The sequence below is a fragment of the Planococcus beigongshangi genome, from assembly GCF_016820495.1.
GTDB classification, from domain to species: Bacteria; Bacillota; Bacilli; order Bacillales_A; family Planococcaceae; genus Planococcus; species Planococcus beigongshangi.
In genome coordinates, this window is sequence record NZ_JADHDU010000004.1 from 313,054 (window position 1) to 337,848 (window position 24,795).

27 protein-coding genes are annotated in these 24,795 nt (G+C 47.1%); 24 read left to right on the forward strand and 3 right to left on the reverse strand.

What is annotated here, in order from left to right; translation table 11 throughout:
• The first annotated feature begins 29 nt into the window (after window positions 1-29).
• Window positions 30-1,328: an MFS transporter gene (locus IQ294_RS11615; protein WP_203334198.1), complete on the forward strand. Its 1,299-nt coding sequence runs from the start codon at window positions 30-32 to the stop codon at window positions 1,326-1,328.
• A 99-nt stretch (window positions 1,329-1,427) separates the two neighbouring features.
• Window positions 1,428-2,285, forward strand: a complete 858-nt coding sequence (locus IQ294_RS11620) for an SDR family oxidoreductase (protein WP_203334199.1) — start codon at window positions 1,428-1,430, stop codon at window positions 2,283-2,285.
• Between the two features lie 22 nt (window positions 2,286-2,307).
• On the opposite strand, the gene IQ294_RS11625 is transcribed toward IQ294_RS11620, so the two are convergent.
• Complete coding sequence (locus IQ294_RS11625) at window positions 2,308-3,483, reverse strand: MFS transporter (RefSeq protein WP_203334200.1); 1,176 nt, start codon at window positions 3,481-3,483, stop codon at window positions 2,308-2,310.
• A 294-nt stretch (window positions 3,484-3,777) separates the two neighbouring features.
• On the opposite strand from IQ294_RS11625, the gene IQ294_RS11630 reads away from it, so the two are divergent.
• Window positions 3,778-3,918: an Lmo0850 family protein gene (locus tag IQ294_RS11630; protein ID WP_203334201.1), complete on the forward strand. Its 141-nt coding sequence runs from the start codon at window positions 3,778-3,780 to the stop codon at window positions 3,916-3,918.
• A gap of 29 nt (window positions 3,919-3,947) precedes the next feature.
• On the opposite strand, the gene IQ294_RS11635 is transcribed toward IQ294_RS11630, so the two are convergent.
• The gene (locus IQ294_RS11635) at window positions 3,948-5,135 is read right to left on the reverse strand and encodes an FtsW/RodA/SpoVE family cell cycle protein (RefSeq protein ID WP_203334202.1); all 1,188 of its coding nucleotides are present in this window, start codon (window positions 5,133-5,135) and stop codon (window positions 3,948-3,950) included.
• Window positions 5,136-5,293: 158 nt separating this feature from the next.
• Here IQ294_RS11635 and IQ294_RS11640 point away from each other — a divergent pair, with 158 nt between their 5' ends.
• From IQ294_RS11640 to IQ294_RS11670, 7 genes are all read left to right on the forward strand, one after another.
• Window positions 5,294-6,064 carry a hypothetical protein gene (locus IQ294_RS11640; RefSeq protein WP_203334245.1) on the forward strand — a complete coding sequence of 257 codons (771 nt, stop codon included), beginning with the start codon at window positions 5,294-5,296 and terminating at the stop codon, window positions 6,062-6,064.
• Window positions 6,065-6,239: 175 nt separating this feature from the next.
• Window positions 6,240-7,310, forward strand: a complete 1,071-nt coding sequence (locus IQ294_RS11645) for a D-alanine--D-alanine ligase (RefSeq protein ID WP_203334203.1) — start codon at window positions 6,240-6,242, stop codon at window positions 7,308-7,310.
• 12 nt (window positions 7,311-7,322) lie between these two features.
• Window positions 7,323-8,681: a UDP-N-acetylmuramoyl-tripeptide--D-alanyl-D-alanine ligase gene (locus IQ294_RS11650; RefSeq protein WP_203334204.1), complete on the forward strand. Its 1,359-nt coding sequence runs from the start codon at window positions 7,323-7,325 to the stop codon at window positions 8,679-8,681.
• A gap of 18 nt (window positions 8,682-8,699) precedes the next feature.
• On the forward strand, window positions 8,700-9,398 hold the full coding sequence (locus IQ294_RS11655) for an alpha/beta hydrolase (protein ID WP_203334205.1): 699 nt from the start codon (window positions 8,700-8,702) through the stop codon (window positions 9,396-9,398).
• A gap of 334 nt (window positions 9,399-9,732) precedes the next feature.
• A complete protein-coding gene (gene cshA, locus IQ294_RS11660) occupies window positions 9,733-11,253 on the forward strand; it encodes a degradosome RNA helicase CshA (protein ID WP_203334206.1) in 1,521 nt (506 codons plus the stop codon).
• A gap of 471 nt (window positions 11,254-11,724) precedes the next feature.
• Entirely contained in the window at window positions 11,725-12,204 is a 480-nt protein-coding gene (locus IQ294_RS11665; RefSeq protein WP_203334207.1) for a PH domain-containing protein, read from the forward strand.
• A complete protein-coding gene (locus tag IQ294_RS11670; protein WP_203334246.1) occupies window positions 12,197-13,729 on the forward strand; it encodes a PH domain-containing protein in 1,533 nt (510 codons plus the stop codon). The genes IQ294_RS11665 and IQ294_RS11670 overlap by 8 nt, the downstream gene beginning before the upstream one ends.
• Window positions 13,730-13,747: 18 nt before the next feature.
• Here IQ294_RS11670 and IQ294_RS11675 read toward each other — a convergent pair whose 3' ends face one another.
• Window positions 13,748-14,350 carry a rhomboid family intramembrane serine protease gene (locus IQ294_RS11675; RefSeq protein ID WP_203334208.1) on the reverse strand — a complete coding sequence of 201 codons (603 nt, stop codon included), beginning with the start codon at window positions 14,348-14,350 and terminating at the stop codon, window positions 13,748-13,750.
• A gap of 68 nt (window positions 14,351-14,418) precedes the next feature.
• On the opposite strand from IQ294_RS11675, the gene acpS reads away from it, so the two are divergent.
• From acpS to IQ294_RS11745, 14 genes are all read left to right on the forward strand, one after another.
• Window positions 14,419-14,769: a holo-ACP synthase gene (acpS, locus tag IQ294_RS11680; RefSeq protein WP_203334209.1), complete on the forward strand. Its 351-nt coding sequence runs from the start codon at window positions 14,419-14,421 to the stop codon at window positions 14,767-14,769.
• A gap of 18 nt (window positions 14,770-14,787) precedes the next feature.
• Entirely contained in the window at window positions 14,788-15,897 is a 1,110-nt protein-coding gene (alr, locus tag IQ294_RS11685; RefSeq protein WP_203334210.1) for an alanine racemase, read from the forward strand.
• Window positions 15,898-15,997: 100 nt separating this feature from the next.
• Entirely contained in the window at window positions 15,998-16,282 is a 285-nt protein-coding gene (locus IQ294_RS11690) for a transcriptional regulator (protein WP_203334211.1), read from the forward strand.
• Window positions 16,283-16,286: 4 nt separating this feature from the next.
• On the forward strand, window positions 16,287-16,637 hold the full coding sequence (locus IQ294_RS11695) for a type II toxin-antitoxin system PemK/MazF family toxin (protein ID WP_033543552.1): 351 nt from the start codon (window positions 16,287-16,289) through the stop codon (window positions 16,635-16,637).
• Between the two features lie 200 nt (window positions 16,638-16,837).
• Complete coding sequence (locus IQ294_RS11700; protein WP_203334212.1) at window positions 16,838-17,668, forward strand: RsbT co-antagonist protein RsbRA; 831 nt, start codon at window positions 16,838-16,840, stop codon at window positions 17,666-17,668.
• A complete protein-coding gene (locus IQ294_RS11705) occupies window positions 17,665-18,027 on the forward strand; it encodes an STAS domain-containing protein (protein ID WP_203334213.1) in 363 nt (120 codons plus the stop codon). Before IQ294_RS11700 ends, IQ294_RS11705 begins: the two co-directional genes overlap by 4 nt.
• A gap of 2 nt (window positions 18,028-18,029) precedes the next feature.
• The gene (locus tag IQ294_RS11710) at window positions 18,030-18,431 is read left to right on the forward strand and encodes an anti-sigma regulatory factor (protein WP_144840966.1); all 402 of its coding nucleotides are present in this window, start codon (window positions 18,030-18,032) and stop codon (window positions 18,429-18,431) included.
• A 12-nt stretch (window positions 18,432-18,443) separates the two neighbouring features.
• The gene (locus IQ294_RS11715; protein WP_203334214.1) at window positions 18,444-19,445 is read left to right on the forward strand and encodes a PP2C family protein-serine/threonine phosphatase; all 1,002 of its coding nucleotides are present in this window, start codon (window positions 18,444-18,446) and stop codon (window positions 19,443-19,445) included.
• Between the two features lie 92 nt (window positions 19,446-19,537).
• Window positions 19,538-19,867, forward strand: a complete 330-nt coding sequence (locus IQ294_RS11720) for an anti-sigma factor antagonist (RefSeq protein WP_203334215.1) — start codon at window positions 19,538-19,540, stop codon at window positions 19,865-19,867.
• A 1-nt stretch (window position 19,868) separates the two neighbouring features.
• Window positions 19,869-20,339, forward strand: coding sequence for an anti-sigma B factor RsbW (gene rsbW, locus IQ294_RS11725; RefSeq protein ID WP_203334216.1), 471 nt, complete (start codon window positions 19,869-19,871; stop codon window positions 20,337-20,339).
• Window positions 20,317-21,099: an RNA polymerase sigma factor SigB gene (sigB, locus tag IQ294_RS11730; RefSeq protein WP_203334217.1), complete on the forward strand. Its 783-nt coding sequence runs from the start codon at window positions 20,317-20,319 to the stop codon at window positions 21,097-21,099. Before rsbW ends, sigB begins: the two co-directional genes overlap by 23 nt.
• Window positions 21,099-21,698 (forward strand): SpoIIE family protein phosphatase, encoded by a 600-nt coding sequence (locus tag IQ294_RS11735; protein ID WP_203334218.1) that lies wholly within the window; start codon window positions 21,099-21,101, stop codon window positions 21,696-21,698. The genes sigB and IQ294_RS11735 overlap by 1 nt, the downstream gene beginning before the upstream one ends.
• A gap of 169 nt (window positions 21,699-21,867) precedes the next feature.
• A complete protein-coding gene (locus IQ294_RS11740) occupies window positions 21,868-24,024 on the forward strand; it encodes a Tex family protein (protein ID WP_203334219.1) in 2,157 nt (718 codons plus the stop codon).
• A gap of 65 nt (window positions 24,025-24,089) precedes the next feature.
• Window positions 24,090-24,539, forward strand: a complete 450-nt coding sequence (locus IQ294_RS11745; RefSeq protein ID WP_203334220.1) for a SprT family protein — start codon at window positions 24,090-24,092, stop codon at window positions 24,537-24,539.
• The last annotated feature ends 256 nt before the right edge of the window (window positions 24,540-24,795 follow it).

Here is a 24,795-nt window from a genome sequence, read left to right on the forward strand (position 1 = left end):
TAAACTTCTGAAAATGGAGAGTGGGAAAAATGACGGAAGCGGCAAAGATTCGGCGCGCCACTTATCATCTGTACACATTCACGATCAGTAAGCTCATCTCGACATTCGGCAGTTCGGTTTACACATTCGGCATCAGTTTGTATGTTTTGGCTTTGACGGGTTCAGCAGCCAGTTTTGCGCTCAATTTGATCTGCAGCATTCTGGCGAGGACGTTACTTGCGCCTTTCGCCGGCTATCTTGCCGATAATTATCCGAAAAAGACCATTGTCATTTTGGCTCAATTTGCCAGCGCATTGTCTGTTGGTGGACTGCTTCTTTACAGTATGGCCGCCGGTTTGTCGTTGCCGGCCATCTACACGGCCACGGCATTGTTATCGGTTAGTTCAATGTTTGCCAGTGTCACATTTTCATCCTCCATCGCGAATCTGATCGATACTGACCGCATCCAAAAAGCGATGGGCTTCAACCAGTCGGCAATGGCGATCGCTACAATCGGCGGGCCGGTGGTGGGGGGGATCCTATTCGGCTTTGTGTCGATGAACGTCTTTTTGATCATCCAGATTTCTGCGTATTTATTGGCGGTGGCACTGGAGGCTACGATGGATTTCAAATTATTCACGAACCGGGTTGCTGACGCGGCAACGGAAGTGAAACAATCCATGCTTGCGGGCATGAAAGAAGGTTTCGTGTATCTGAAATCGAATCAGGTGGTGATGGTGATTGTCACCGTCGCGGTCGGTGTAAATTTCTTCTTTTCCGCGCTGATGATCGGTTTGCCGTTCATCGTCGTCCAGGAACTCAAGATCGAAGCCACTCATTTCGGCTTTATCGAAGCGATGATCGCTGTCGGCATGCTGGCGTCTTCCATTTACTTCTCGGTTAGAAAAGAAGTGAAATTCCCTTTGCTGTTCGCCAAAAGGGGGATCCTTGGAATGTCGGTCCTGCTGGCGGGGATGGGCTTGCCGCTCGTGATTGAATTTACGTATTCGGCAGCCGTCATTTATTACCTGCTGCTTATGCTGACATTCGGCATCACCAATGTATTCGTCAACACCCCGATCGGCGTCATGATGCAAAAAGATGTCGAAGAGGAATATCGCGGCCGCGTCTTCGGCATTCTGGAATCGATGGCGATGGCGATGATGCCCCTCGGTTATTTATTGTTCGGCCTGCTGTATGATCTGCTGCCGGCAGAATATGTGGTGCTCGGAAGCAGTCTATGCCTGATCGTATTGACAGGCTATCTGATGCGCCCGTCCATTTTGAAAAAAGCGCATCCGGAGCTGGATAAAAAAGTGATTCCGGCAACGCCGAAATTTCAGGAATAGGACAAGGTTCGGTTGATGGCTGTGAGCTTTCCCATGTTTACGATCATTCAAAACGGGAAAATCCTGAAAGACATAAAAATCTGGAAAGGATGATTCGGAATGGATAAAGATAAAGTGGAGAAAGTGCCCGGACAGGTACAGGAACGCCAGCCGGGATTTGAGACTGAAATGGATCCGGCACCGGATTTCAATAAGAATCTGGCTGGCAAAGCCCAGCGCCTGCCTGGTAAAAAAGCGCTGATCACCGGAGGCGACAGCGGAATCGGCCGTGCGGTTGCCGTCGCTTTTGCAAAAGAAGGGGCGGACGTTGCCGTTCTTTATCTGGATGAACATCAGGATGCGGAAGAAACGAAGAAATTGATCGAGCAGGAAGGCCGGAAATGTATTCTGATTGCAGGCGATATCGGCGACGAATCATTTTGCCGGGAAAGCGTGCAGAAAGTGGCGGATGAGTTCGGCGGAATTGATATTCTCGTAAACAATGCGGGTGAACAGCATGTGCAGACGTCGCTGAAAGATATTACAGCCGAACAGATGGAACGGACTTTCCGCACGAATGTATTTAGTATGTTCCATATGACAAAGGCGGCGCTTGACTACATGAAACGCGGTGCTTCGATCATCAATACGACTTCGATCACCGCATTCCAGGGTATGCCGACGCTGATCGATTATTCATCGACAAAAGGTGCGATCCTGTCATTCACCCGTGCTCTGTCAGGGTCATTGGCAGAAGAAGGGATCCGCGTAAACGGCGTGGCCCCGGGACCAATCTGGACACCGCTCATTCCGGCATCGTTCCCGGCCGATCAGGTAGAAGGTTTCGGAACGGAGACGCCGCTTGGCAGACCGGGGCAGCCGGATGAACTTGCACCGGGGTATGTATATCTCGCTTCCGACGATTCTTCTTACGTGACAGGGCAGGTCCTGCATATCAACGGAGGAACACCTTTCTAAAAAATGAAAAGAAGGCACTCCATTATGCTGGAGTGCCTTCTTTTTTGGGTGTCGTTTTCAGGGAGCCGCGGAACAGGACGATCAACAGGATGCTGGCAATTGCCAGTGCTCCTGACAGGTAATAGATCGAACCTGCCTGAATCGTCAATAGCCAGGTAAAGAATAAGGGACCGATGATGCGCCCCATATTGTCCATTGAATAGGTCATGCCGGCAGCTGTCCCGTATTTGCCGCCGGATTCCTTCGATGTCAGCGATACGAGTGCCGTCCGGGCAAGCGCGTTGCCGGCCGTGAAAACACTCAATGCCACACCTGCGAAGATCAGGCTGCTTGTAAACGGCAGGAGCAGAAGCCCGGCAGCTGTAATGACCTGGGCGCCGATGATCCATTTCGTTTCGGCTCCGTCTTTGATGCGCCGGACGACGCCGCCTTGAATGGCGGCATCCACAAAACCGCTGGCCATGAACAGGTAACCGAGCTGCAGCGGTGTGATTTCGATCTGGTCGATCTGGAATAACTGGAACGTCGATTCCAGTCCTGCGAGAAGGAAGGTCACCATGAAAGACATCAGGAACAGATAACGGATCCGGAATTGCCACAGCGTGCTTGCGCCTTTCGGCAGCAAAGCGCGTTTTGTCGCCTCACCCTGGCGGACAGGCTCCTTCAAAATGACGCCTGCATAAACCAGCAGCAATAAAGTCAGGGCAGCTGAAGCGGTAAAAGGCAGCGACAGTGAGACTGCCCCGAGCACACCGCCGATAGCCGGCCCGAAGATAAAGCCAAGGCCAATCGACATGCCGAGAAGCCCCATATATTTATTGCGTTCTTCATTGGTTGTAATATCCGCGACATAGCCGGTGACAGCCGTATACAAAGCGCCGGAGAAAAGGCCGCCGATGATGCGGGATATGTACAGGAGCGCAAGGTTATCGAGGAACAGGGAAAACAGGAAGAAGCTCAGGCTGAAACCGGCGAGGCCGATCAGGATTAACTTCTTCCGTCCGGTGCTGTCCGATAACTTGCCCCATAACGGTGCTGTGAAAAAAGAAGCCAGTGCGTATATCGTAATAAGGCCGCCGACATGGATTTCACTGTATCCTTGCTGGACGATCACTTCCGGTAAAATCGGAATGATGATGCCGAATCCCAAATAGACAAAAAATTGGACCGACATGAGCAGTAAAATGGTTTTCTTCATGTTATATGTTCCCGCTTTCTAAAAAGACTATGCTACCAGTTTACTCCTGTTCAGCGTGAAGGTAAATGAAAGGTATAAAGTTAACGGTTTTACGACCGGTCAAATAGGCGGAAGCGAGCGGCATATAAATTTACACGACTGCAATATTGTAATGTAAATGAAAAGTTTAAAACCCTGAAAAGATGGTATTATATACATAGACAAAGAAAAGTCAACTATTTAACTAATTGTATGAATCCAAAAAGGCTTTACATACGTTATTATAAATGAGTGAAATACGGAGAGGTGATCTGGATGGCGAAGGAAGTAGATGTTCGCAATATCGTTTCAAATTTGACGAAACTTGGGATCCAAGCAAAAATCACAAAATCACGTACTGAATTATTGAAGGCATTAGCATTGCCGCAACCCCCTCGACCACAATCTGAAATGTAAAAACTCCGACGCATCGCGCGTCGGAGTTTTTATTGGTCTTCTTTATCATTGCCGAACATATATGTTTTGTGATGGAATTTCAAACTGAAGACAATCCCGATTGCAAGCATATTCCCGATCAGCGAGCTCCCGCCGTAACTGATGAATGGCAGTGGGATACCGGTGATAGGCAGCAGCTGGATGGTCATCCCGATGTTCTGGAATACGTGGAATGTGATCATGGCGATGATTCCCGCACAGACGTAAGTGCTGAATGTGTCTTTCAGCTGCAAAGTGATTTTCGTCAAATGATAGATAAGCATGAAGAACAGGATGATGACGGCACTTGCACCGATAAAGCCGAAATCCTCCGATATGACGGTAAAGATGAAATCGGTATGATTTTCAGGTACATAGACCTCACGCCCCTGATAGCCTTTACCGAAAACTTCACCGGAACCGATGGCATTCAAGGCGGCAATCAGGTTATAACCTTCACCATCGGCATATGAATAGGGATCGAGCCAGGTGTAAATCCGTGCAAACGCGTATTGGCCGATGCCTAACGTGTTCGACAGGAAATCCTGCATGTAGAGCGCCATCCATAATAGCGTTCCGCCGAGAAGCGCCACACTGCCGAAACTTGGCAGAATGATTTTCCATGAAATGCCTGCCACAACAATAATGGCAAGTGTAATGGCAATGAAGACGAGAGCAGTTCCCATATCAGGCTGCTGAAGGATGAAAGCCAGTGGAATCATTAACAAGATCCCGATTTTGCCAAGCAGCCACAAATCGGTTTTAGTGGTTTTCAGCGCGAATTTCTCATGATGCGATGAAATCATCTTCGCGAGACCAAGTATATAGAAGGTTTTCATAAACTCAGCCGGCTGAATATTGACGAATGGGGTATGGAACCAGGCTTTGGCGCCGTTGATGGGACGCCCGATCTGGCCGGGGCCATCAGGTGCCAGCATCAATAGCAGCAGCAACAGGATTCCGGCGCCATAAAGATAATAGGCCATTTTCTTGTATTGTTCCGGTTCGAAATACATCAGCACACCGATCATAACGATCGAAATGATATAAAAAAGACCTTGCTTTGGCACAAAATTGGTCAGATATTGACCGGAAGTCTGAGCGGACGATATTGCCACGAGACTGACGACGAAAAAAAGAAATAATATGAAAGCGAGCGACCAGTCGATGCGGTCGGCAAAGCTTTTATTCGTTTGCATTAGCGTTCACCTGTACTTTTTAGTATTGAGAGTCGGTTTACATTATAACTTATTCCGGCCGTTTATGCGCATTACAAAAGTAATGACGCATAACGAGCCCGGATGTTTCATATTTAATGGAACTGCACGTATAATGAGGGGAGAATGGAGTGAAGGAAATGGTGAAGAAAGTGAATAATACGGAACATTATGTTCAGCATCTATATATTTACTTAAATGATGCTGATCAATTTGCCCTGTTCAGTGGCCTTACCTTCGCTCAGTTTATGGATGCTGTAAAAATGCCGAGAAACCTGTTGCTGCTGAAGCATTCCTATGAGGATGCTTCTTATAATATGCACACGCAGCTGGAATTCGCCTCCCAGGAAGAATACCCGGAGCTGCGGAAATCACGCGCAGCAAACAAGGGGGAATTCTGCTGGATCGATTTTCGGAGTGAGAAGCAGGTGAATTCCCTGACGCCGCAGGAACAGGCGGAATTATTATATATTGGACATAAGAAAGAAACGGTCCGCTCGCCTTTCTATTCGACTTTGCTGAATGAATTCATTTATCTGTCGAGCGAAGACGAGCAGACGACGAAGATCTATTTCCGCAATCTGGAGCGGCTGAACGAATTGGTCGGCAATTACTTTATGCAGATGATCCGCCGCGTCGACCACGGCCAGAATTTCTGGCGGCGCAAAGTGAAGGACATGATTCCGGAACTGCCTGAGGAGATTTTGAAGTCAATGAAGAATCTCTACCGGGAAGGGATTTTAATCTCGCTGGCAGATCCCGAAAAAACGAAAAATACGATTGAATTGCATATTCGCCAAATTGAGGAAATCTCATTCATGGATGATTTCGATTCGGATATCGGGGATTATACAAAGCAGAAAATTGTACAGAAGGTCATTTATGACCGCAAATTGAAGCGTTGGACCTAGAGGACAGCGACGGCTTCCGTTACGACTCGACAGGGAAAAGCGAAACCGCTCCAAATCACAGGCTGCCGATTAATTTCGGCAGCTTTTTCAATTGCCGGTTCAGGAAAGATTTTTCGTCGAACCGGGTTCGTGATAAACTAAAGCATAATGGAAAACGAAATGGGGTCAATTAGACATGAAGAAAAGAATTGGTTTATTATATGGCGGCAAATCCGCAGAACACGAAGTTTCCCTTTCAACAGCCCAGGCAGTGACGAAAGCGCTGAATTTTGATAAATATGAAGTTTATCCGGTTTATATCACACAGGAAGGGGAATGGCGGAAAGGCGCAGCACTTGAAGGACCGGCTGCAGGCATTGAACAATTGCAGCTCACCTTGGGCGCTTCAGCTCCGAATGACATTTCCGGTTTCCTTCCGGCTGAGCAGGACGGCAGCCTCGACGTCATCATTCCGCTGCTTCACGGGCCGAACGGAGAAGACGGTACTGTGCAGGGGATGCTTGAAGTGATGAACCTTCCGTATGTCGGCAATGGCGTGCTTGCTTCTTCCGCAGGGATGGATAAAGTGGTCATGAAACAATTATTCGAAATCGCGGGCCTGAAACAGACGCCTTATGTCTATTTCATCAGAAGAGACTGGAAAAATGGCCAGACAGGTCTTGTTGAAAAGATCACGGCAGAACTCAGCTGGCCGGTATTCGTCAAACCGGCAAATCTTGGCTCAAGTGTCGGGATCAGTAAAGCGGAAAATGAGGAAGAATTGATTGCGGCAGTTGAGGAAGCATTGAAGTTCGACCGTAAAATCGTGGTTGAGCAAGGCGTGACCGCCCGCGAAATCGAAATCGCCGTCCTCGGCAACGATGAGCCGGAATGTTCGGTCGCCGGCGAGATCAAACCGCTGAAAGCATTCTATGATTACCAGGCGAAATATAAAGACGGCAATACAGCCATGATCATTCCGGCAGATCTTCCGGATGAAGTGTATGGCGAACTTGTTGAATCTGCCAAAAAGGCGTTTAAAATATTGGATTGTTCAGGGCTTGTGCGCGCTGACTTCTTCGTCACTGCAGAGCACGAAATTCTGATCAATGAAGTAAATACGCTTCCGGGCTTCACGCCGTTCAGCATGTTCCCTTTATTATGGGAGAACACAGGACTGGCTTACCCGGCATTGATTGAAAGACTGATCGACCTTGCCATGGAACGCTACAAGGAAAAACAATTACTTCAAGTAAAAATGGATTGAGTGGAGAAAAGCATGAAGAAAATGATAGAGCAAGTAGCCAAATGGCTGGATGTAAGAACGAATTTAAAAGGCATTGAAATCACCGGGGTTTCCATCAACACGCGGACGCTTCAGAAAGGTGACCTGTTTGTGCCGTTCCGCGGCGAAAAGGTCAACGGGCATAAATATGTGCGCCAAGCCATCGAAGCGGGGGCAGCTGCCGCATTATGGCAGCGTGATGAACCATCGCCGCCGGAGGATTTGCCGCTGCTGATTGTCGATGACTGCCAGAAAGCGCTCCAGGAAATGGCGCGCGCTTACCGCGATGAACTGTCCACGACAGTCATCGGGATCACCGGTTCAAACGGCAAGACATCTACGAAAGACCTGGTTGCGAGTGTGTTGAAGCCTTATTTCAAAGTGCAGAAAACGCAGGGCAATTTCAACAATGAACTGGGATTGCCGCTGACGATCCTGTCACTTGATGAAGATACGAAGTTTGCGGTACTGGAAATGGGGATGAGCGGCTTTGGCCAGATTGAATTCCTGTCAGAACTGGCCCGTCCGGACTATGCGGTCATCACGAACATCGGTGAAGCACATATGCAGGATCTTGGTTCGCGAGAAGGCATCGCAAGGGCGAAATTCGAAATTACAGCTGGTCTGGAAACACACGGCAAATTGTTCTATGACGGTGATGAACCGTTGCTGAAGCCATTTGTTGAAAATTTCCCGCAGGCGGTTTCATTCGGCTTCGATGATAATAACGAATTGACGGTGACGGATATCCGTGCGACAGAAAGCGGCAGCACGTTCATGGTCAGCGGCATCATAGATGCGACATTCACGATTCCTGTGCTAGGCGAGCATCAGGTAAAAAATACGCTGTCGGCGATTTTGATTGCGCTGGAAGCAGGTTTGACGGAGGAAGATATCCGCAGATCCCTGAAAGATGCGGCTTTGACGGATATGCGCATGCAGATGATTCACGCGATAAGCGGGGCCACATTCATCAATGATGCCTACAATGCAGCTCCTTCTTCGATGAAAGCGGCATTGAATTTCATCCGGGAAACGACCATGAAGGAAGAAAAATGGGTGGTTCTTGGGGATATGCTCGAGCTTGGTGAAAAGGAGCGCGATTATCATGAGTCGATTGCGAATTTCATCACTGATGAGATCAAAGGCGTTTGCCTGTATGGTCCCCGAATGGAATGGCTATATGCGAAACTGCAGGAAAGCTTTGGCGGGGAACTGATTTGGAGCAAGGATGATTATTGCCCTGTCATTGATGTGCTGGAAAAATCGATTACGGAAAAATCCTTGATCCTGGTGAAGGGTTCCCGTGGGATGGCGCTGGAAAACATCATCGAACCTTTTACCCGGAACTGATTGAAAGAAGGAAGCAATTTGAAAACGGGTGTTTTACTTATCCATGGTTTTACAGGAGGCCCTTTTGAGGTTCAGCCGCTTGCTGATTATATAGAAGAAAAAACTTCGTGGGTCGTGAAAATGCCGACATTGCCAGGGCACGGCGGCACCCTGGACCTTCGGAAAAAGACGGCTGAATCCTGGATGATGGAAGCGGAACTCGCTTTGAAAGACTTGAAAAAGCAGGTCGACCGCGTCATCATCGTCGGCTTTTCGATGGGGGGCCTTATCGCCATGTATTTGGCGATGCGCTATAAGATAGAGAAACTGGTGCTGTTGAGTGCAGCGGTCAAATACATCAGCGCGGGGCAGATTCTCGAAGAGGTGCGGGTGGCCGCGGGCGATGCCGTTAAAGGCAGGCTTGCCCAAAATCCGCTGTTCCACCTGTATGAGTACAAATTGTTGAACACTCCGATCAGTTCAGCGTTTGAATTTCTTCGGGTGGTCAAAATGGTCGAACCGTATTATGATAAGCTGACGCTGCCAATCTGCATTGTCCAAGGCAAGAAAGATGGCATCGTGCCATTTGCGGCGGCAGAGCATATATATAATAAAATCGGTTCCGTTGAAAAGGAAATCCGCCATTCCGAAAACGGGCAGCATCTGATCTGCTACAGCGATGACCGTGAAGAATGGTTTGCACATGTTTTGGCATTTATGGAGAAGGAACAAGAATAAACTGATTAATGGAACCTTTGCGTATTGATTGCATGTGGAAAAGAAGCGTGTTATTCTATTTAGAGCAATGGATACATTTTTGAAGCACTCTTCCCTGTGAAGAGTATTTTTTTGAGCAAAACGGTTTGTTCTATATTTTGGGCATGAAACACCCGCCGATCAGACCGCTCGGCAAAGCCCGAGCTTTTTCTGTTCACACATTCCTCTGAACTTAAAACTACAGAGTATGATTTTCGACGTGAAACTTCCTCATAAAGGCTCGACCTTGTCACGAATTCATCTAAAATGTGTACCATTTGTAAATAAGATGAAGACAAAAGGAGATTGAAAAAATTTGGTAAAATTTTCAGAGTTAAATATCAGCGAAACAACTTTAAAGTCCGTAAGACGCATGGGGTTTGAAGAAGCAACACCAATCCAGGAAGGTACGATCCGTCTTGGTATGGAAGGCAAGGACATCATCGGCCAGGCACAGACAGGTACTGGTAAAACTACTGCCTTCGGTATCCCGTTGATCGAAAAGATCGACACTAAAGACGGTAACGTACAGGGATTGGTCATCGCACCGACTCGCGAACTTGCTATTCAGGTTTCTGAAGAGCTTTACAGACTCGGGCAGGACAAAAACGTACGCATTCTTTCCGTTTATGGCGGACAGGAAATCGGACGTCAAATCCGCGCGCTTAAAAACCGCCCGCAAATTATCGTTGGTACGCCAGGACGTCTTTTGGACCATATCAACCGCCGCACGCTTAAACTGGACAACGTAAACACATTGATCCTTGATGAAGCAGACGAAATGTTGAACATGGGCTTTATCGAAGACATCCAAACAATCATGTCAAGTGTTCCTGAAACACGCCAGACATTATTGTTCTCAGCAACAATGCCGGATGCAATCCGCCGCATCGCTGAGAAATTCATGAAGACTCCTGAAATCGTGAAAATCAAATCAAAAGAAATGACAGTTGAAAACATCGAGCAATTCTATGTTAAATCTGTTGAACGCGAAAAATTCGACGTTCTTTCACGTCTTTTGAATGTACAACAGCCGGAACTTGCGATCATTTTCGGTCGCACAAAACGCCGCGTTGACGAATTGGCTAAAGCTTTGAATATCCGCGGCTACGTTGCTGAAGGAATTCACGGTGACTTGAGCCAAGCGAAACGTATGTCTGTTTTGAAACAGTTCAAAGCTGGTAAAGTCGACATTTTGGTTGCCACTGACGTAGCAGCTCGCGGACTTGATATCTCAGGCGTATCGCACGTATACAACTTCGATATCCCACAAGATCCGGAAAGCTATGTTCACCGCATCGGCCGTACTGGCCGCGCAGGCAAAAAAGGAGTCGCAGTCACGTTTGTAACGCCACGTGAAATGGGCTACCTGACAATTGTCGAACGTACTACCAAGAAGAAAATGGAAGCATTGGTGCCACCGACTGCGGATGAGGCTGTACTTGGCCAAAAACGTGTTGCAATGGAACAATTGCTTGAAATGACTGATAAAAACAATCTTGGCGACTATCGCGAATTCGCGACGCAAATGCTTGAAAAGCATGATGCGGTCGATTTGATTGCAGCAGCACTTAAAACATTGACTAAAGAACCGGAAGATGTTCCAGTTCAAATTTCTGAAGAGCGTCCATTGCCGTCACGCGGTGGCGGAGGCTACAAAGGAAAATCCGGCGGATCTCGCAGCGGAAGCGGCGGAGGCTATAAAGGCAACCGTTCTTCAGGCTCAGGCCGTCCGGCAAGAAGTGGCGCAAGTTCAGGCGCAAGCCGCCGTCGTGAAGGCGGATCCGGTGCAGCAGGCGGAGGCCGTCCAGGACGCACTCGCCGTCACGAATCTTAATAATTACGAATCCACAACCCGTCAGCAGGAAACTGCTGGCGGGTTTTTTGGTAAGGAAGAGATAAAAGTGGAAAATCGATATTGCACAAAACAGCTTCGAAGATCTGGCCGACGCCTGCGAGGCCGAATCTTTGCTGCTTCGATCGATAACCAGAAGTGGACCTAAGCGAAGGTGCGCCATGAACTTGCGGCGCCTCCTTTGCGCAGGAGCATAATCTTTGCACTGTCCNAATCTTTGCTGCTTCGATCGATAACCAGAAGTGGACCTAAGCGAAGGTGCGCCATGAACTTGCGGCGCCTCCTTTGCGCAGGAGCATAATCTTTGCACTGTCCATAGCGCTGAAGCGATATATTCAGACTGTTTATTGTTCAACTTCTATAAAAAATATCACAACCCGAAACATTCCTGCTATTGAATCGTATAACAGAATATGAAAGACTAAAGAGAGAATAAGGAATGGGGAATCGGAAATGGATAATCAGCCGAAAAACAGAATTTCGCGAAAAGGCCTGACCGTGTGGCGGCTCTATGGAATCATTGAAACCATTATTTTAGCGTTGCTGGCAATTGGTGCCGGCGTATTGACTTATTTTCTGGACTGGCCGGTATGGCTTTATGCCGTTTATGCAGGCATAGTCGTCTTATTCGCTTTTCTGTTCATCTACCTCTTCCCTAAAATCCGCTGGCAGCGCTGGCGTTATGAGGTAAGGGAACAGGAAATTGAATTGCAGCATGGCCTGTTCATCGTAAAACGCACGCTGGTGCCGATGGTGCGTGTGCAGCACGTTGATACGGAACAGGGGCCGATTCTGCGGCGGTATGATTTGGCTGAAATCACCATTTCCACTGCGGCCACTACACATACCATTCCGGCTTTGATCACCTCTGAAGCGGATGAACTTCGAGGGATGATTTCAGCATTGGCAAGGGTGGCGGAAGATGATGTCTAACGTTCGCTATAAATTGCATCCGGTCTCGGCGTTCATTAATTTCATGAAAAGTTTGAAGGAATTAATCATTCCGTTTCTTGTGATTTTCGGAGTCAATATTTTCAGGGAAGGCGGCATCAGCGCGATGTTCAATGAGGGCTGGGTCGGTCTTCTCCCTTTGATAATCGGATTGGCAGTGGTGCTGATGTCGCTGGTTATCGGAATTGTTAAATGGAAGAGGTTCGTTTACTGGTTTGAAGATGGGGAATTGCGCATCGAGTACGGCCTTTTCGTAAAAAAGAAAAGATACATCCCGTTTGAGCGGATTCAAAGCCTCAACTATACGGAAGGAATTTTTCACCGGCCTTTTGACTTGGTGAAAGTAAAGGTTGAGACGGCTGGGTCCAGTAAAGCAGGGGAAGCGGAAGCGGAACTTACAGCGATTAAACGTGCAGATGCAGACCGCATCGAAACGGAAATGGAAAAGGCGAAATATCCGGCCGTACCGGCTATGGGGCCGCACGAAGCCGTGACTGAAACGGCAGAAGAAAGCGCGGCGCCGCAGAAAAAGGAATTGAAGACACTCTACCGCATGTCGATGAAGGAATTGCTGATTCTGGCGACGACTTCCGGCGGCATAGGAGTCGTCATTTCAGCGGTCGGTGTATTTTTATCCCAATTCAGCGAACTGATTCCTTATGAAGCGATTTACGAGGAAGTCATGCTCTTCCTGCGTTTCGGTTATCTTATTGTCGCCCTTGCGGTATTTGCCGGCCTTCTGGTCGCCTGGGTCATCTCGGTCATTTTGACGCTGTTGGCGAATTACCAGTTCACCATCCAGGTCGATGATGATCATATCTATATCACCAGGGGGCTGCTTGAGAAGAAGAAAGTTTCAGTGCCGTTCAAACGGATTCAAGGAATAAAAGTTTCAAGGAATCCGCTGCGTGAATTGTTCGGCTACGGTGTCGTGACCGTCGAAAGTGCCGGCGGTTCAATGGGTGCCAAAGACGAGAAAATCCGTCTGTTCCCATTGGTGAAAACTGCCGACATGCTTCCGGTGCTGCGTGAATTGTTCCCGGATATGGAATTCGAACCGGAACTAACAAAAGCGCCGAAACGAAGCGTCCATTTTTATTACCGCCTCGATTTTATCTGGATGCTGCCGGTCATCGGTGCTTTGGGTTATTATTTCTATCCTTACGGTCTGTTATCGCTGTTGATCGTACCGCCGGTTATTGCGGTCGGGATTTGGCAGCACCGCACGGCAGGTTACGCGCTTACCGGAAAACAGCTGACGATGGAATTCAGGGGGTTCAGTAAACATACATTTTATGCCTGGAAAAAACGGGTGCAGGCAGTGAATGTTTCGCAGACCTATTTCCAGCGTAAAAGAGAGCTCGCTTCTATTCAGGCGACGATCAAATCAGGGATGCTCGGCTATACGGCCCGCTTAACTTATATGGAGAAAGACGACGCCAGCCGGATCCTGGAATGGTATCAGCCGTCTCCCCGCAGAATAAAACAAAAAGATCAGCCGGAGTGATTCCCGGCTGATCTTTTCTTATTTCCGCCAACTGACGATTCGCTTCGGATGGAAAAAACCCAGTCCGATGATGAAGCCCGTGATCAATCCGGCGATGTGTGCCGTAACATTGACGTTCGGCGTCAGGAATGTCATGATGACGCTGATTACAAGGATCGGCAGGAGGATCTGTCTTAGTTGCGGCAGCGCGCGTCCTCCGTAATACAGCAATGCGCCGTATGCCCCGAAGACGCCGAAAATTGCTCCGCTGGCACCCAGGTGCAGGTAGCTCGGGGGCTGCAGGAAATAAGTCGCGATGTTGGCGAAAATGCCGGCAAGCGCATAGATCGTGATAAAGCGGACTTTTCCAGTCAATTTTTCCAGCTCAGGTCCAAAGAGGAACAGCGAGAACATATTGAACAGCAAGTGCATCAGGCCCCCGTGCAGGAACATCGGCGTGATGAAGCGCCACCATTCGCCTTCAGCGATCAGGAAGTTGGCGCCGACGCCGTAATTGAAGATATACGCTCCGAGCAAAGGAATCCATGATAAAATATGTATCAAAACATTAATGGCGATCAATGTGGATACAACGGGATAAAAGCGTAAATACTCGGAAAAGCTTTCTCTGCGAATAAACATTTCGTCACCTCTGTTTCATATTGATCATTATACCTTTTTCGGGTTTGTGAATGAAAGGAGAAGCATTTATGATTACTGGAATTGGCTTGGATATCGTCGAATTGGGCCGTATCAGGCGACTTGACGGCAGGTCCGCGAAATTTCGTGAACGCGTGCTAACCGATCGCGAATTGGCGGAATATGAATTATTATCGGACAGCAGAAAGACGGAATACCTTGCTGGCCGGTTTGCGGCGAAAGAAGCTTTTGGAAAAGCGAAAGGGACGGGCATCGGGAAATTCTGCAGTTTCAAGGATATTGAAATCAGAAAAGATCCAAGCGGCAAACCGTCCGTCTTCTTCCATGAACAGCCGGACGGATTGGTTTCCATCACACACACAAAGGAATATGCAGCAGCGCAGATACTTTTACAATCATAGAGGCAGGCGAATGAATGAATGGACATAATATACCGACCAACGAAAGCGATCATTGATCTGGAAGCGATCGATCACAATATGAAAGTCTTGAAAGAAAGAGTGGGCGCCGCAAGGGTCATGGCCGTTGTCAAAGCGGATGCATACGGCCACGGAATTGTGCAAATCGCAAAACAGGCGCTGAAGAGCGGAGCGGAGATGCTCGCAGTGGCAACTCCGGATGAAGCATTGTATTTAAGGGATCATGCAGTAGATGCGGAAATTCTCATATTGGGTGCATCGCCAGTCAGTTTTCTTGGAGAAGCGGTCAAGCGGAATATCACCGTGACAGCCTATTCGCTCGAGTGGATGGAAGCTGCAGCCGCTGGACTCGAAGGGACGGATGCGCCGCTGAAGATCCACCTCAAATTCGACACGGGCATGCGGAGGATCGGCTTTGAACCGGAGGAGGCGGAAGCGGCGTTCGCCGTGGCAGCCAATCCGGTTTTCGAAGTGGCGGGGATGTTCACCCATTTCGCGACTGCAGACGAGGCGGCCAATCCTTTATTTCTTGAACAGGCCGAAAGGATCAAAGCCATCAGACAAAAATGGAATGGCGGGCCTTTGCTTTTTCACGTTTCCAACAGCGCTGCGGCCATCCTGAATCCGGAACTTGCATTTGATGCCGTGCGCATCGGCATCTCCCTTTACGGCATCGCACCTTCAAGTTATGTGAAGAATGAAATGCACCTCGAGTTAAAACAGGCGATGGGTCTCGAAACTGAAATCATCCATGTCAAAAAAGTGAAAAAAGGGGATAAGGTCAGTTACGGCGCTACCTATACAAGTGATGAAGATGAATGGATTGCGACATTGCCTATCGGCTATGCGGACGGATTGCTCCGAGGTCTTCAGGGGCAGGAAGTCTTGGTAGGGGGGCAGCGCATGCCGATCATCGGACGCATCTGCATGGATCAATGCATGATCCGCCTGCCGGAGAAAATTGCTGTCGGCGAAAAAGTCCAATTGCTCGGAACGCAGCTGAATGACACTATATCAATAGAAGAATGGGCAGAAAAATTGGGGACCATCCCTTATGAAATCCCCTGTATTCTCACGGCGCGGGTGCCGAGGCTGTACAGGGGGGCCTAAAGAACTTCGAAAATTGTCTTTCTTTAAGTATGCAGGGATGTTAAGATTGTAGAATAGAAAAAGATACAGAGAGAACAATGGTATTCCGGAGGTGTCAGCTGTGTACGAGAAGTCCAAGACAAAAGAGGTAGTCGTTAAGCTGCCGAAACAATTGATTTCAGAACTTACTACACATTCAGATGAGCGGGTTCAAGCGGACGGAGAATTCATCTATGTTTCCACTCAGCGTGTGATGAAAAACATGTATGACTCTAATCATATTCGGGAAGCGATGATCAAGGGCTACGTGGAAATGTCGCAGATTAATCTGTCGATTTCCTGTGAATGTTCTCATGCTGAGTATGAAGCGGAGCATATGACCGTACGGCTCGTAAGCGGAGGGTGACAACTTGATTGTAAAACGCGGAGACGTTTTTTTTGCGGAATTATCACCAGTGGTCGGGTCAGAGCAAGGAGGAACCCGGCCGGTGCTGGTAATACAAAATGATATAGGAAACCGGTTCAGTCCAACTGTCATCATTGCAGCAATCACAGCACAGATCCAGAAAGCCAAACTTCCAACGCATGTTGAGATTGACGCCAAGAAATATGGTTTTGAACGAGATTCGGTGATTTTGCTCGAACAATTGCGTACGATCGATAAATCGCGGTTGACGGATAAAATTACACAGCTTGATGAAGCCTTGATGGAAAAAGTGGATGAAGCACTTGAAATCAGTGTCGGCCTCGTGAAGTTCTAAGCATACATATCCTTTTAAAAAACATCCGAAGAGGCTTATCTTCGGGTGTTTTTTTACAATATACCCCTTTATAATGAGAATGGAATATAAAAAAGATGTGCAATCTGGACATTTCCGATACAATAAAGAATAGAGAACTTAAAAATGATAGCGGGGAATTTAAAGAGAGTGTTTTGAGCCTAAGGAGGATCTTTTAAAACATGAATAAGCAAATGGCTAGATATATTCAGGAGAACATGACGGAGATTATTTCGAATTGGCAGGAACTGATGCGCAATGAAAAGAGTGAACGCTCATTTGAAGTGCTGCCTGAAGAATTGATGAATCAGACAAGCAGGGAATTTGCTGAATTGATGACATCGAATTTATTGGAAAGCCATCAGGCCTATGAAAGCCGTCTGAATGATTTCGCGGAAAAAGTGGTCCGTTACGGCTGGTCGATCACCTTCGTAACGAAAGCCATCAATCATTTCGGGGATATCGTCTTTGACGGAATGGAAAAAGACGGGCTCATCAATAATGACAATTACCGCGGGTTCTCCAAAGAATTCAATAAGTGGATCACACCTATCCGCGACAGCACGATCGATACATATTCAAGAACATGGGAACGCACTGTCAGCCTTCAGAAAATCGCCTTACAGGAACTTTCGGCTTCATTGATCCCGGTTTTCGATAAAGTGTCGGTCATGCCTCTTGTCGGAACGATTGATACAGAACGCGCCCGCCTTATTATGGAAAACCTTCTGGATGGTGTAGTAAGACATCGTGCCGAAGTGGTCCTGCTTGATATAACAGGTGTCCCGGTAGTAGATACAATGGTGGCGCATCACATTATTCAAGCGGCGGACGCTGTACGGTTAGTGGGAGCGAAATGCATGCTGGTCGGCATACGGCCAGAAATTGCCCAGACAATCGTAACGCTCGGCATCAATTTGAATGAATTCACCACAACAAGCACCTTGCAGCGCGGTGTTGAACAAGCTTTGGCTTGGACAAATCGAAAAATTGTGGAGGTAGATGAAGCATGAATGTCCGTATACCGATTTTAAAACTGAGAGATACATTGATCGTCTCCATTCAATGGGAATTGGATGATCAGACTGCTATACAGTTCCAGGAAGATTTATTGGCCAAATTGCATGAAACAAGTGCCCGTGGCGTCGTAATCGATTTGACTTCCATAGATTTCATCGATTCGTTCATCGCAAAAGTTTTGGGAGACGTCATCAGCATGTCAAGCTTAATGGGAGCGAGAGTTGTTATAACTGGTATTCAGCCGGCAGTTGCTATCACTTTGATCGAGTTAGGAATTCGACTTGAAGATGTCATGACAGCACTGGATTTAGAAAACGGTTTGGATAAACTTCAAATGGAATTGGAGGCTTAAAGATGAGCAACCAATCCTCAGTGGAAATCCAAACAGAATGGGATATTGTAGCCGCCAGACAACTTGGCCGCAATGTGGCTAAAGAACTGGGTTTCGGTACAGTAGACCAGGCTCGCATCACAACGGCAATCAGCGAGCTTGCCCGCAATATCTATTTATATGCCGGACAAGGCAAGATTGAAATCCAACGTCTGACAGAAAATGGCATTAACGGTATTTTGATCATTGCTGCAGACAGCGGTCCAGGAATTCCTGATATCCGCAAAGTGATGGAAGACGGTTTTTCAACTTCAGGCGGACTTGGAGCAGGGCTTCCTGGTGTCAAACGTTTGATGGATGACTTTAAAATTGAAACAACCCTAGGTGAAGGGACAGATATTAGAGCTACGAAATGGCTTCGATAGGGGGAATTCCATATGGTTCAAAAAATCGGCAGTCAATATAAAGAAATATTGAACCAATATATGCAACGGCAATCGGAACAGAATCTATATGTCGGCCAAAACTTCAGCCGCCAGCTTATTTCTGAAAACACCGCTCCGGAAGATGTCATCAGCATGCATAAAGCGGCGATGCAGGAATTATACGAAGAGATGCCAGAAACTGTCTGGCATTCTTTCGACTTCCTGATTGAAATGATGATCAATTACGGACTGGCCCTGCAAGAGCGTCAAAGTCTCCTGCAGAGACAGGAAGAATTGCGGATGGAGATGGATTTGGCAGCCAATGTTCAGGAAACGTTGCTGAAAACAAAGATGCCTGCACTCGAAGGCTTGGACATCGGTTTGCTTTCCGTGCCCCTTCGCAAGATGAACGGGGATTACATATATTTTATCAGTGATGATAATGGACACGCAGGGATAGCTGTGGCTGATGTAATCGGCAAAGGCCTTCCGGCGGCCCTTTGCATGTCTATGGTTAAATTCGGGATGGACAGTTTGAATGATTCACTGGCATTTCCAAGGGAAGTTCTTAGCACCATCAACCGCATCGTAGAGAAAAGTGTCGATGATTTCATGTTCGTTTCCATGTTTTATGGAAGATATGAAGCTGAAACCAGCATTCTGACATATGGCTCTGCTGGCCATGAACCGGCAGTGCTTTATCGCGCAGAGGCTGGTGAATTTGAAGAATTGACCGTCAAAGGCCTGTTGTTGGGCGTTTCCACCATGGCTACTTATGAAGAAAAAGAAGTCAAACTGGAAAAGAATGATATGGTCATCATGATGACGGACGGTGTGACAGAAGGCCGGACGGCAGAAGGCTTCATAGGCCGGGAAGTGATCAATGAATTGATTCTCCGGAAAAAAGATGAATCTGCACAAGTCATTGTGCAATATGTCTACGATGAGCTGGTTCGCATGCAAAATGCTGAGCTTAGCGATGACTTTACATTGGTTATCTATAAAAAAGTCTGATTGTATGTTTAATTGCCATGCGCTTGTGGTAAACAGATGTACAGTGGCTTTTTTAATTTTTGCTAATTATAGAAAAACGGGGTGTCATAAAGATGAATATTCAAGTAGATTTGCAGGAATCGGATAAGGTCCTTAAAGGCCATATCAGCGGTGAAATTGATGCACATACTGCACCGGTTCTGCGCGAGAAATTAGAGCCTTATCAAAATATAGAATCCTTAAATGCAGAATTGAACCTTTCGGAAGTTAATTATATGGACAGTACCGGTCTTGGTGTATTTGTGGCTTTTTATAAATCAGTGAATTCCCAGGGAGGCCATTTGAAATTAAGTGGTTTGTCTGCGCGCTTAAAACGGTTGTTCGATATTACCGGTTTAGGAGATATCATGGATATCGAATCAGCTGGAAAAGGTGGTAATTAACATGCGCCCTTTTGATTATGTTGAAATGCGTGTCCCTGCTAAATCCCAATATGTCGGTGTTGCACGATTGACGATCTCAGGACTGGCCAGCAGAATCGGCTTTTCCTATGATGATATCGAAGATTTGAAAATCGCTTCTAGTGAAGCTGTAACAAATGCTGTTCAACATGCCTACAGTGATGATGAAGACGGCGAAGTTGTCATCGGTTGTGCTTTATATGGAGATAAAATCGAAATCATGGTTGCTGACCATGGCCAAAGTTTTGATTTCGAAGAAACGAAAGCGAAAGTAGGTCCTTACCATGATCAAGCCGAAGGAGATTTCCTTCGTGAAGGAGGCCTAGGCCTGTATTTGATCGAAACGTTAATGGATGAAGTAAAAGTCCATCATCAGGAAGGCGTCACTGTCTTCATGACCAAGTATGTTGGAGGAGAGCAGGTGGAAGAGGATGTCGAAACGATCTCATCCTAATCAGCCTACCAAAGAGCAGGTATTGGAATGGATTGAGGCTTATCAGAAAAATGAGGATGAAGAAGCCCAAACTCACCTGGTGAACAACTACAAAAGGTTAGTGGAGTCCATCGCCCGTAAATATTCGAATGGTAAATCCTATCACGAGGATATTGCGCAAGTGGGCATGCTTGGGCTCCTGGGTGCCATCAGAAGGTACGATCCCTCATTTGGCCGCAGTTTTGAAGCGTTTGCCGTACCGACTATCATCGGGGAGATCAAGCGTTTCCTGCGTGATAAGACCTGGGCAATCCATGTTCCCCGGAGGATCAAGGAATTGGGTCCGCGTATCAAGGCAACTGTAGAAGTGCTGACAAGCGAGCTTCAGCGTTCTCCCCAGGTATGGGAAATCGCTGAATACCTTGATGTTGATGAGGACGATGTACTGGAAGCGATGGAAATGGGCAAAAGTTATCAGGCTTTGTCCATGGACCACTCTTTGGAAGCCGATTCAGACGGAAGCACCGTGACTTTATTTGACGTTGTCGGTCAAGAAGATGACGGTTATGAAAAAGCGGATCAGCGCATGTTGGTGGCAAATGCGATGAATGTGCTTTCCGAACGCGAAAAGCAGATTATCCAATACACCTACATAGAGCAGCTGAGCCAAAAAGAGACGGGGGATAAACTCGGCATTTCACAAATGCACGTATCCCGTCTTCAACGCAAAGCCATCAAGAAACTGCAGGAAGCCATATTAGCGGCGGGTGGAGTTACGTAGTGGAAAAAATCCGTCACCAATATATTGACGCTTGTATCTTCAATGAAGCAAAAAAAGGTAATTTTGAATCCGGTGACAGCTATCATACTGTGCTGACTGAAGATTATTTTATTTGCTCCATAGCCGATGGTCTGGGAAGTGGGCCGATTGCGAGAGAGTCTTCGCAGGTCATTCCTGAAATTTTGAGAGAACATCACCACGAGTCTATAGATGAGCTGATGTATCGTTTCAATGATTTAATGGTGCAGAAGAGAGGCGCAGCGGTAGCCATCTTCAAAGTGGACTTTAAAAATAAGACCCTGGAATACAGCTGTGTCGGAAACATCCGCTTCTATCTCTATCGCAAGGGTACGGATGAAATGATCTACCCATTGCCTGTGATGGGTTATCTTTCCGGCCGTCCACAAAAATTGCATACCCAGCTTTACACTTACGTGGAAGATGACTTATTCCTCATCCACTCAGATGGTGTAGAACTGCGCAATCCGAAAGCATTGATGCGCCGCTCAGGATTGCCAGAACAATTATATTACGATATTCTCACTACGATCCAATCGGGTGACGATGCTACATTCATAACCGGAAGCCTTCTCAAATGAGATGGCTTCTTTTTTTAATGGTAAAGAAAGTCTGGCTTTTTTAGTCTACAGGCTCTTAGAAAGGCGTTCCTGTGTCCAGACTCCAGCGCCCGGCTCTTCGGGTCATAAGCCGTCGCCGCCGCTTTTCTTAATGTGTTAAAATGGGATAGGAATAAAGGAGAGTGTTTTGATGGAATTACAGCAAATTCAAAGCCTGATTGCAAAAGAGACGGGTGTCCGCCCAAACCAGGTTGCACAGGTCATCAGCTTGATCGAAGACGGCAATACGGTTCCTTTTATAGCCCGTTACCGCAAGGAAGCGACAGGCTCCCTTGATGAAGTGCAGATAAAAGCGATCGATGACCGGTACACATATATCCAAAATCTCGAACAGCGAAAAATAGAAATTATCCGTTCAATTGATGAGCAGGAAAAAATGACTCCGGAATTGGAGAAAGAAATTCAGGGAGCGACAGTATTGCAGCGGCTGGAGGACCTTTATCGCCCGTTCAAACAAAAACGCCGGACGAAAGCCACCATTGCCAAAGAAAAAGGTTTGCAGCCACTGGCAGATTGGCTGTTCGAAGGCGGCAGCGGAGACGCAATGAAAAAAGCTGCGGAATTTACAGGAGAAAATGTAGCGGATGCTGAAGAAGCGCTCCAAGGGGCGCAGGATATATTGGCTGAAGTTTTCGCCGATGATGCTGATATTCGCGAGAAAATCCGTTATATGACGAGAAAAGACGGGATGATTTCAACATCGGTTAAAAAAGGCAATGAAGATGAGAAGCAAGTATTCGAAATGTATTACGAATACGAAGAAGCCATCCAGAAAATTGTTCCACACCGTATCTTGGCGATCAACCGGGGTGAAAAGGAAAATGTTTTGAAAGTTTCCATCAATCCCCCGGCAGATCGAATCATCGCATTGATGAAGAGGAAATGGATACCCGCCTCAGGCCATGCCATCCATTATTTGGAGCAGGCGATTGAAGATGGTTACAAACGTTTGATCCAACCTTCTGTAGAGCGGGAAATCAGAAATGAGCTCAGTGAAAAAGGCGAAACACAGGCCATCCATATCTTCTCGGAGAACCTCCGTAACCTGTTACTGCAGCCGCCTATGAAGAATAAAATGGTACTGGGGGTAGATCCGGCTTATCGGACAGGCTGTAAACTGGCTGTTATCGATGAAACGGGTAAATTGCTCGAAGTTGCAGTCATATACCCGCATGCACCCCGAAATGACCAGGAAGGCGCGAAAAAAACGATGAAACGCCTGACGGATAAATATCCGATTGAAATCATGGCAATCGGCAACGGGACCGCTTCGCGTGAAACCGAACAATTTGTCGCCGATTTCATTTCAGGTAATTCTGCAGGCATCTCGTACGTCATCGTCAATGAAGCGGGGGCGAGTGTTTATTCGGCGTCAGACATTGCAAGAGCCGAGTTTCCGGATCTCCAAGTGGAAGAACGCAGCGCCGCTTCAATCGCGCGCCGCCTTCAAGATCCATTATCGGAACTGGTGAAAATCGATCCGAAAGCAGTGGGCGTCGGCCAGTATCAGCATGATGTATCACAGAAAAAATTAGCGGATCAGCTGACGTTCGTAGTCGAAACAGCGGTGAACCAGGTCGGCGTCAATGTCAATTCGGCATCTTCATCGCTGTTGCAGTATGTGGCAGGCCTCAGCAAGACTGTTGCAGAGAATGTCATCAAAGTACGCGATGAAAATGGGGCATTTACATCACGCGTACAATTGAAGAAAATTCCGAGGCTGGGCGCAAAAACCTATGAACAGGCTATCGGCTTCCTCCGTATTCCGGAGGGCAAAAATCCGTTGGACGCTACCGGCATTCATCCAGAGAGTTACGATGTAGCTGAAAAACTGCTGAAACTTGTAGGGGCGGATAAAAAAGATGTCGGAAAACCTGAAACAACAGATAAACTTGAAGGTTTGAACATCAAAGAACTCAGTGAAAAGCTGGAAGTGGGCGAAATCACTTTGCAGGATATCCTGGACGCATTGAAAAAACCTTTCCGGGATCCCCGTGACGAATTCCCGCAGCCTTTATTGAAGAACGATATTCTGAAGATGGAAGACTTGCTGCCGGGTATGGAAGTGCAGGGTACCGTCCGGAATGTAGTGGATTTTGGTGCCTTTATCGACATAGGCGTCAAACAGGATGGGCTTGTCCATATCTCGAAATTGAAAAAAGGTTTCGTAAAACATCCGCTTGAAGTGGTGGCTGTCGGCGATATCGTCACAGCCTGGGTCGAAAAAGTGGAAAAAGAAAAAGGGCGGATCGCATTGACCATGCTTCAGCCGAAAGAACAGATTTAAAGGGATGGCCGTTCTTCGTTTCAGGAGCGGCCATTTTCTATAACTAATCAAACAGGGGAATCTTTATGACTGACTACGAGCTCACTGAAATGATCAAAGAGATTTCAGCAACGGTTTTCCGTAAACCGTTCAAGCATAGCGGCTTTTTCAATTCTCGGCTGCGAACAACAGGCGGGCGCTACATGCTAAAATCCCATAATATCGAAATCAATCCAAACTCCTACAAGAAATTTGGCTACGCTGAGTTGGAAGGCATCATCAAACATGAACTGTGCCATTATCATCTGCACCTTGAAGGCAAAGGATATAAACATCGGGATGCAGATTTCAGAAACCTTCTAAAGGAAACGGGCTCTCCCCGTTTTTGTTCGCTGATTGAACAGAAGAACCGGAAGCCCTCGAAGCGTTATATTTATCGATGCGTTTCGTGTCAGGCGGATTACATCCGGAAGATCAGGATGAACACGGAGCGATATCGCTGCGGAAGATGCGCAGGCAAATTGGCCATGAAATAAATCCGCATCAGCAGCGGGCGGTTTATAATTTTATGGAACGAAGAATAAAGGCTGAAACGAAATACCAGAATGCTGAGGAGATTCTCGATTTTGAGAATCTTCTCTTTTAATTGTCCGGAATTAACAATAATCTGTGGAAAAAAACTAATTCAAGAAAAGAGGTTGACGTTTTCTTCAGGGCTCTTTATAATAGGAAAAGTCGACAAGTACTGACGGCGCAATTGAATTATTATTCCGAAGTAGCTCAGTGGTAGAG

Bases quoted from the DNA above. Each gene is read 5' to 3' on its own strand.
- IQ294_RS11615 (WP_203334198.1), top strand. From the start codon at position 30: ATGACGGAAGCGGCAAAGATTCGGCGCGCCACTTATCATCTGTACACA.
- IQ294_RS11620 (WP_203334199.1), top strand. From the start codon at position 1,428: ATGGATAAAGATAAAGTGGAGAAAGTGCCCGGACAGGTACAGGAACGC.
- IQ294_RS11625 (WP_203334200.1), bottom strand. From the start codon at position 3,483: ATGAAGAAAACCATTTTACTGCTCATGTCGGTCCAATTTTTTGTCTAT.
- IQ294_RS11630 (WP_203334201.1), top strand. From the start codon at position 3,778: ATGGCGAAGGAAGTAGATGTTCGCAATATCGTTTCAAATTTGACGAAA.
- IQ294_RS11635 (WP_203334202.1), bottom strand. From the start codon at position 5,135: ATGCAAACGAATAAAAGCTTTGCCGACCGCATCGACTGGTCGCTCGCT.
- IQ294_RS11640 (WP_203334245.1), top strand. From the start codon at position 5,294: ATGGTGAAGAAAGTGAATAATACGGAACATTATGTTCAGCATCTATAT.
- IQ294_RS11645 (WP_203334203.1), top strand. From the start codon at position 6,240: ATGAAGAAAAGAATTGGTTTATTATATGGCGGCAAATCCGCAGAACAC.
- IQ294_RS11650 (WP_203334204.1), top strand. From the start codon at position 7,323: ATGAAGAAAATGATAGAGCAAGTAGCCAAATGGCTGGATGTAAGAACG.
- IQ294_RS11665 (WP_203334207.1), top strand. From the start codon at position 11,725: ATGGATAATCAGCCGAAAAACAGAATTTCGCGAAAAGGCCTGACCGTG.
- IQ294_RS11670 (WP_203334246.1), top strand. From the start codon at position 12,197: ATGTCTAACGTTCGCTATAAATTGCATCCGGTCTCGGCGTTCATTAAT.
- IQ294_RS11675 (WP_203334208.1), bottom strand. From the start codon at position 14,350: ATGTTTATTCGCAGAGAAAGCTTTTCCGAGTATTTACGCTTTTATCCC.
- acpS (WP_203334209.1), top strand. From the start codon at position 14,419: ATGATTACTGGAATTGGCTTGGATATCGTCGAATTGGGCCGTATCAGG.
- alr (WP_203334210.1), top strand. From the start codon at position 14,788: ATGGACATAATATACCGACCAACGAAAGCGATCATTGATCTGGAAGCG.
- IQ294_RS11700 (WP_203334212.1), top strand. From the start codon at position 16,838: ATGAATAAGCAAATGGCTAGATATATTCAGGAGAACATGACGGAGATT.
- IQ294_RS11705 (WP_203334213.1), top strand. From the start codon at position 17,665: ATGAATGTCCGTATACCGATTTTAAAACTGAGAGATACATTGATCGTC.
- IQ294_RS11710 (WP_144840966.1), top strand. From the start codon at position 18,030: ATGAGCAACCAATCCTCAGTGGAAATCCAAACAGAATGGGATATTGTA.
- IQ294_RS11715 (WP_203334214.1), top strand. From the start codon at position 18,444: ATGGTTCAAAAAATCGGCAGTCAATATAAAGAAATATTGAACCAATAT.
- IQ294_RS11720 (WP_203334215.1), top strand. From the start codon at position 19,538: ATGAATATTCAAGTAGATTTGCAGGAATCGGATAAGGTCCTTAAAGGC.
- rsbW (WP_203334216.1), top strand. From the start codon at position 19,869: ATGCGCCCTTTTGATTATGTTGAAATGCGTGTCCCTGCTAAATCCCAA.
- sigB (WP_203334217.1), top strand. From the start codon at position 20,317: ATGTCGAAACGATCTCATCCTAATCAGCCTACCAAAGAGCAGGTATTG.
- IQ294_RS11740 (WP_203334219.1), top strand. From the start codon at position 21,868: ATGGAATTACAGCAAATTCAAAGCCTGATTGCAAAAGAGACGGGTGTC.
- IQ294_RS11745 (WP_203334220.1), top strand. From the start codon at position 24,090: ATGACTGACTACGAGCTCACTGAAATGATCAAAGAGATTTCAGCAACG.